We start from the raw sequence: 6522 nt of genomic DNA on the forward strand, positions 1-6522 counted from the left end.
AGAACGCCAAAGCCGGGCATGCGCCCGGCCTCGATTGCAAACCGTTGAGCGATCGTGTGCTTACTGCGCCTGCGCGGGCTTCATGCCCGCGGCCACGATCAACGAAATCAGGCAGCCGATGGCGAGGTACGCGGCCACCAGATGCCACGAGCCGGCACCGATGCCCACCAGCGCCACGGCGATGAACGGCGTGAAGCCGCCGCCCACCACGCTCGCGAATTGATAGCCCACGCCCGCGCCGCTGTAGCGGTATTCGGCGCCGAACAACTCGGTGAAGAGCGGCTGCTGCACGCTCACCACCATATCGTGCGCAATATTGGCGAGCGCCACCGAGAAGATCACGATCCACACGGTCGAGCGTGCTTCGAGCGCGAGGAAGAACGGCACCGCGCTCGCGAGGCCGATCAACGCGCCAATCAGATAGATGCGGCGCAGGCCGAGGCGGTCGGCGAGCCAGGCGAAGCAGGGGATGGTCACGCAGGAGAGCGCGCCGACAAAGAGGCCGATGCCGAGAAACAGATCGCGCGAGAGGCCGAGGTTGGCGGTCGAATAGCTGAGCGCGAATGCAGTGACGATATACATCGTGAAGAGCTCGGCGAGACGCAGCGCGATGATGTAGAGAAACGCTTTCGGATGACGCGTGAGCGCTTCGAGCACCGGCATCTTGAGCTTGCGATGGCCGTGCTCGACCTTCTCCACGAACTCGTGCGACTCGTCCATGCTCGAACGCACCCACAGGCCCACGAGCACCAGCACCACGCTGAAGACGAAGGGCAGGCGCCAGCCCCACGAGCGAAACGCCGCTTCGCCGAGCAGGTGGCTCAAGAGCGCGACAATGCCTGTCGCGAGCACGAGACCCACGCCGTAGCCCACTTGCACGCCGCTGCTGTAGAACGCTTTCTTGCCGGCGGGCGCGCTTTCCACGGCCATGAGCGCCGCGCCGCCCCATTCGCCGCCCACGGCGAAGCCCTGGGTTGCGCGGAACAGCACGAGCAGCACCGGCGCCCACCAGCCGATCGAGGCGAAGGTGGGCAAGAAGCCGATCGCAACGGTGGACAGGCCCATCATCATGACGGTGAGCACGAGCATGCGTTTGCGCCCGAGGCGGTCGCCGTAGTGGCCGAACACCACGCCGCCGAGCGGCCGGAACAGGAAGCCCACGCCGAAGGTGGCGAAGGCCGCGAGCGTGCCCATGTTCCGGCTGATGTGCGGAAAGAATTCCGCGTTGAAGACGAGGGCGGCGACAATGCCATAGAGCAGAAAGTCGTACCAGTCGACGACGGCGCCAACGAAGCTGCCGAGCGCGGCCTTCCTCGCCTGGCTGCGCGAGCGGCTGGCGTTGGCCGGTTCGGCCGCGCGAGTGGTGTCGAGGGTAGGGGTCATGAGGTGTCTCCTTGCGCTGGTCTCATGCAAAGCCGCTTGCTTGGGGGGCCGCGACGGTGAAACGGAGCATAGGACCGCATGCGCGCCGGGGCAATGCACCGGGCGCCCGCGATGCGCGATAATCGCCCACAATGGTGCGATTATCGAACGTTTTGCGGGTTAGCACCAAGGCTGGCGAGGGGGATGCCGGGCCTCAGCCTTGGGCGTTGTGTACGATCTGGTTAAAATTGGCACGCAGTCTTTTCCGTCCGTCTCAGGAGCCTTCCGCATGTCGTCCAACTCCCGTTCCGCCGCGCCGGATCCAGCCAATCCGCTCGGCATGGCCGGTCTCGAGTTCGTCGAATTCGCAGCGCCGGAGCCCGCGGCGCTTGAGGCGCAGCTCGCTCAATTGGGTTTCAAGGCCATCGCGCGCCATGTGAGCAAGAACGTCACGCTCTATCGTCAGGGCCAGATGAATTTCCTCGTCAATGCCGAGCCCGACTCGTTCGCCGCGCGCTACGCCGAGGAATACGGCATGGGCATCTGCGCGATCGGCGTGCGCGTGGAGAATGCGCGGCGCGCCTTCGAGCACGCGCTGCGGCAGGGCGCGTGGGCGTTCGAAGGCGAGCGCGTGGGCGCCGGCGAGCTCAGGATTCCGGCCATTCAGGGCATCGGCGACTCGCACATCTATTTCGTCGACCGCTGGCGCGGGCGAGGCGGCCAGCGCGGCGGCGTGGGCGACATCTCAATCTTCGATATCGACTTTCGGCCCATCGACGTCGCCACCGCGCAGGCCGATCTCGAACACGGCGGCACCGGCCTCAAGCGCGTCGATCACCTCACGCAGACGGTGGGCGCGGGGCGCATCGGCGAATGGCTCGACTTCTACCGCGACTTGCTGCATTTCCGCGAGATCCACGAGATCAACGCGAACTGGCACGTGGCCCAGGAGTCGCGCGTGATGGTGTCGCCGGACGGCGAGATCCGCATTCCCGTGTACGAGGAGGGCACGCACCGTACCGAGCTCATGCACGACTACCTGCCCGATCACCCGGGCGAGGGCGTGCAGCACATCGCGCTCGCGACCGACGACATCGTGCCCTGCATCGACGCGTTGAAGGCCAATGGCGTGGAATTCGTCGAGCCGCCCGCCGCCTATTACGATTCGGTCGATGCACGCCTGCCGGGCCATGGCGTCGACCTGGACGCGCTGCGCCAGCGCCATGTGCTGATCGACGGCGAGATTGGCGCGGATGGCGTGCCGCGCCTGTTCTTCCAGACCTTCGTGAAGCGCCGCACCGGCGAGATCTTTTTCGAGGTGGTGCAGCGCAGCGGCCATCATGGCTTTGGCGAGGGCAATCTCGACGTGCTCGCGAAGGCGCGCTCCAATTAGACAGTGACCACGATCTTGCCCACCTGGTCGCCCGCCTCCATGTGGCGATGCGCGTCGGCGATGCGCTCGAACGGGAACGTGCGATCGATCGCAGGCCTAAGCGTCCCGGAGGCGAGGCCGTCGGTAATGAAGCGCTTGGCGCGTTCGAGGCGCGGGGCGTCCTTCGTGATTTCGAAGAGCTCGTAGCCGCGCACGGTGAGGTGGCGGGCGAGCAGATCCATCACGGGCACGCTCAAGTCGTGCATGTCGAGCGCGCCGTACTGGAAGAACAGCCCTTGCTGCGCGAGCGCGCGCAACTGATGCGCCGCTTCGGGGCCGCCCACCGGGTCGAAAGCGATGCGCGCGCCCTTGCCGCCGGTTGCCTCGAGCACCTGCTTCGTCAACTCCGGACCGTCGCCCACGATCACGTGTTTCGCGCCCGCCTGCAACAGGGCCTCGCGCTTCTTCTCGCTGCGCGTGAGCGCGATTGGCACGGCGCCCACGCTGTTGGCGATCTGGATCGCGGCGAGACCTACGCTGCTCGACGCCGCGCCCACCAGCACCGCCTCGCCTTGTTTCAATCCGCCCAGTTCGATCAGCGCGCCCCACGCGGTGGTGTACATCATCCACGTGGCGGCGGCTTGCTCGAACGAGAGGCCGGCGGGGTTCTTCACCACGGCATGGGCGGGGGCATTCACCCGTTCGCCATACATGCCGTAGTCGAGGAACGAGAATGCGGGCACGACGCTCACCGCATCGCCCACTGCGAAGCCGCTCACACCGCTGCCCACGGCCTCGACCACGCCCGAGCCCTCATAGCCGACGATGGCCGGAAAGCGCGGCGCATACGTGTATGCGCCGCTGCGGTACATCACCTCGGCACGATTCAGGCCGATGGCCTTGACGCGGATCTGCACTTCGCCGGCTTTGGGCGCGGGCACTTCTATTTCGTCGATCTGCAGGACTTCGGGGCCGCCGACGCGATGAAAGCGAACGATTCTGGACATATCGGACTCCTTGTGAAAGCGATCGGGGCGAGCGACGCAGATCCGCCTCAGCACGCGCTCGATCAAACGGTTTCGAACGAGCACTACTGTAGGCCGCCGCACGCCGCGAATAAACGCGCGGCGCGATTACTCATTGTTATTCGATCAATAACAATGCGCGGATTTTGTTGCGCAAGGTTGCAGCGCGAGCGGATTCAGACCGGATAGCGTCGTCCCACGAACTCCGAGATCCAGTCGACGAACGCCCGCACCTTGCCCGGCAGATGGTCGCGATTCGGGTACATGACGGAGATCGGCTTGGGCGCGCTGGCGATGCCGGGCAGCACCTCCACGAGCTGGCCCGCGTCAATGTGCGGCTGCAGCGCCGGGCGCAGCGCGTGCGCGAGGCCGAAGCCCGCAAGCGCGCACGCGAGCAGGGCCTCGGAATTGTCGGTGGGCACGCTGCTGTCGAGCTTGAGCGTCACGCTCTCGCCGGCGGCGCGGAAGCTCCAGTCCATGACGCGCCGGTTGCGGCCGGTGAAGAAGTTCACGGCCTTGTGCGCGCGCAGGTCGCCGAGCGTGCGCGGCACGCCATGGCGCGCGAGATACGCGGGAGATCCGCAAGTCACCATCGGCACCATGCCGATTTTGCGCGCGACCATGCTGGAGTCTTTGAGCTCGCCGATGCGCACGACGCAATCGATGCCTTCGCCGATCAAGTCGACGGGCTGGTCGCTCGCGCCAACGACGAGCTCGATCTGCGGATAGCGCTGCTGGAACTCGGGCAGGGCGGGGATGATCACGGACTTGGCGAACGCCGTGGCCAGGTTCAGGCGCAGACGGCCCTTCGGCTGCGCTCGCGGCTCCGAAAACTGTGCGAACGAGGCGAACGTGTCGTTCACGTTGGCGAGCAACTGCACGCAGCGCCGGTAGAACGCCTCGCCTTCGGAGGTGGTGCTCACGCGCCGTGTGCTGCGATTGAGCAGGCGAATGCCGAGCTCCTGTTCGAGCTGCTGCACGGCCTTGGTGACGGCGGGGCGATGCAGCTGAAGCGCTTCGGCGGCTTGCGTGAAGCTGCCGCGCTCGACGATGTTCACGTAGATCTGCATGGTTTGCAGACGATCCATAGGCGCTCCTCGGGCCGGTCGATCGGTTGCGCAGCATCGCATGTGCGCTCGCGCACCGATGGGCGGCGCCACGCGGCTTATGCTGCGAGCGGGGCTTCCCCTGAAGCGGGGTCGAACAATGATAAGCGCTGAGAGCATATCCGATACGCTGCGCCGCGCGATGCGGACCGCGAGGTCCAGGCGTATGGTGCTCACGCGCGCTGCCGCAGGCCTGTTGGCGGTGACAGCGATGGCGAGCGCGAGCGGCGCGACGAACGCTCCTGCGCCTGAAACGGCGCCGGTTGCCGACGATCTGGCGGCGCATGCTCAGTCGCACATTCCGGCAAGCACACCTGAATACCGTCCTCCGGTCTGGACGGCGAGCGCGCCGGGACATCCCACCTTGCTGCTGCTGCCGACCCTCCACGGGCTCGCGAGCGACGACCCGCGCGTGGACGCTGCATTGGCGGCGCTGGCGCAGCGCGTGCAGGCGATCGTGCTCGAGGCGCATACGCAGCCCACGCCTGAAGACGCGCAAACGATCAGGCGCATCGGCTTCTATCCCGCGCGCGACAACCTCTCGAACCACATGCATTCGATGACGGCCGAATCGCTCGCGCGCTGCGCACGCGAGAGCGGCGCCGATATCCACGCGTTCTTCCAGACCAAGCCGTGGCTCGCGGGATTCTCCGTGGAGGCCGTGCGCCTGCACCAATGGCGCTGGCAGCGCAAGGCCGGGGCGACGCGGCTGCACTTCGTGAAGTCGGGCGCGCCGCTCGTGTTTCGCGGCATCGACGAACGGCTGGAGACGATCGCGCGGCGCGGGATGATTCCACTGATCTATCTGGAAACGATGGAGCAGGCCATGCGGCTCTTCGACGACATGCCCTCAGACGATCAGGAGGCCTTCCTGCAAGGCGTATGCGCTGGACTGCATGGCACATCGCCGGGTGAGATTTCCTATGAGGCCTTGCAGACGGCGTGGGCCGCCGGCGATGTGGCAACGCTCGAGCGCCTTGCCATGATGCGCTTGCCCGGCGAAAGCGCAGCCCACTACGACTTCAGTCAGTATCTGTTCGTGCGCGGCACCGAGATTTTTGCGGCGACCATGGCGAAGGACGGCTATTTCTACGGGAAGGGGCCGATCCTCGTGGCGGTAGGCGCAGGGCACTTCTTCGGCCCGCAGTCGCTGTTGCAGCGCTTGCGCGAGGCGGGCTATGCGATCACGCCCGGGCATGCATGAGCGCGGCACGTGGAGCGACTGCGCCGCCGGTGCCAGGAACGCCTGGTGAGCTTTTTTAAATTGCGATTTCTCGGTTTGGGTGGGGTTCTTCGTGGCTTTGGCCTTTACTTTTCGCGGCGGGCCGCATGCGTTGCCCCTGTGCGGGGCGGCACCTACTTTTCTTTGCAGCCGCAAAGAAAAGTAGGCAAAAGAAAGCGGCTCAAACCGCCAGTGTGACGCGGTCCCCCACTGCCCTGTCAATCGGAGCGGCTCCGGGGCATCCGTCACCTCGCACACTCCGCCTTAGTGACAAGGGGCTCATTCTTCCCGCCGCGCGCTACGCGCGGGCGGAAGGGTCTGCAAGGAAAACCGGGCGCGCTGCTGGCTGAATGCATTGGAGTCCTACGAAAACGTGTGCGCCCCACCGGTTTGGGTTATGCCCCACGGCGCGCGGAGCGCCGCCGGATGGATGAG

The 6522-nt window shown here is 66.0% G+C and carries 5 protein-coding genes; 2 read left to right on the forward strand and 3 right to left on the reverse strand.

What is annotated here, in order from left to right:
* Positions 1-60 precede the first annotated feature (60 nt).
* Positions 61-1383: a shikimate transporter gene (shiA, locus tag EYW47_RS26325; protein WP_133197777.1), complete on the reverse strand. Its 1323-nt coding sequence runs from the start codon at positions 1381-1383 to the stop codon at positions 61-63.
* Positions 1384-1651: 268 nt separating this feature from the next.
* Here shiA and EYW47_RS26330 point away from each other — a divergent pair, with 268 nt between their 5' ends.
* Positions 1652-2755, forward strand: coding sequence for a 4-hydroxyphenylpyruvate dioxygenase family protein (locus EYW47_RS26330; RefSeq protein WP_133197778.1), 1104 nt, complete (start codon positions 1652-1654; stop codon positions 2753-2755).
* Here the strand turns inward: EYW47_RS26330 and EYW47_RS26335 are convergent.
* Both EYW47_RS26335 and EYW47_RS26340 read right to left on the reverse strand, forming a co-directional pair.
* Positions 2752-3741: a zinc-dependent alcohol dehydrogenase family protein gene (locus EYW47_RS26335; protein WP_133197779.1), complete on the reverse strand. Its 990-nt coding sequence runs from the start codon at positions 3739-3741 to the stop codon at positions 2752-2754. The genes EYW47_RS26330 and EYW47_RS26335 overlap by 4 nt on opposite strands.
* A 194-nt stretch (positions 3742-3935) precedes the next feature.
* Positions 3936-4847, reverse strand: coding sequence for a LysR family transcriptional regulator (locus tag EYW47_RS26340; RefSeq protein WP_133197780.1), 912 nt, complete (start codon positions 4845-4847; stop codon positions 3936-3938).
* Positions 4848-5031: 184 nt separating this feature from the next.
* Here EYW47_RS26340 and EYW47_RS26345 point away from each other — a divergent pair, with 184 nt between their 5' ends.
* Entirely contained in the window at positions 5032-6069 is a 1038-nt protein-coding gene (locus tag EYW47_RS26345; protein ID WP_165976681.1) for a TraB/GumN family protein, read from the forward strand.
* Positions 6070-6522: the final 453 nt, after the last annotated feature.

The organism is Paraburkholderia silviterrae (assembly GCF_004353915.1).
GTDB lineage: Bacteria > Pseudomonadota > Gammaproteobacteria > Burkholderiales > Burkholderiaceae > Paraburkholderia > Paraburkholderia silviterrae.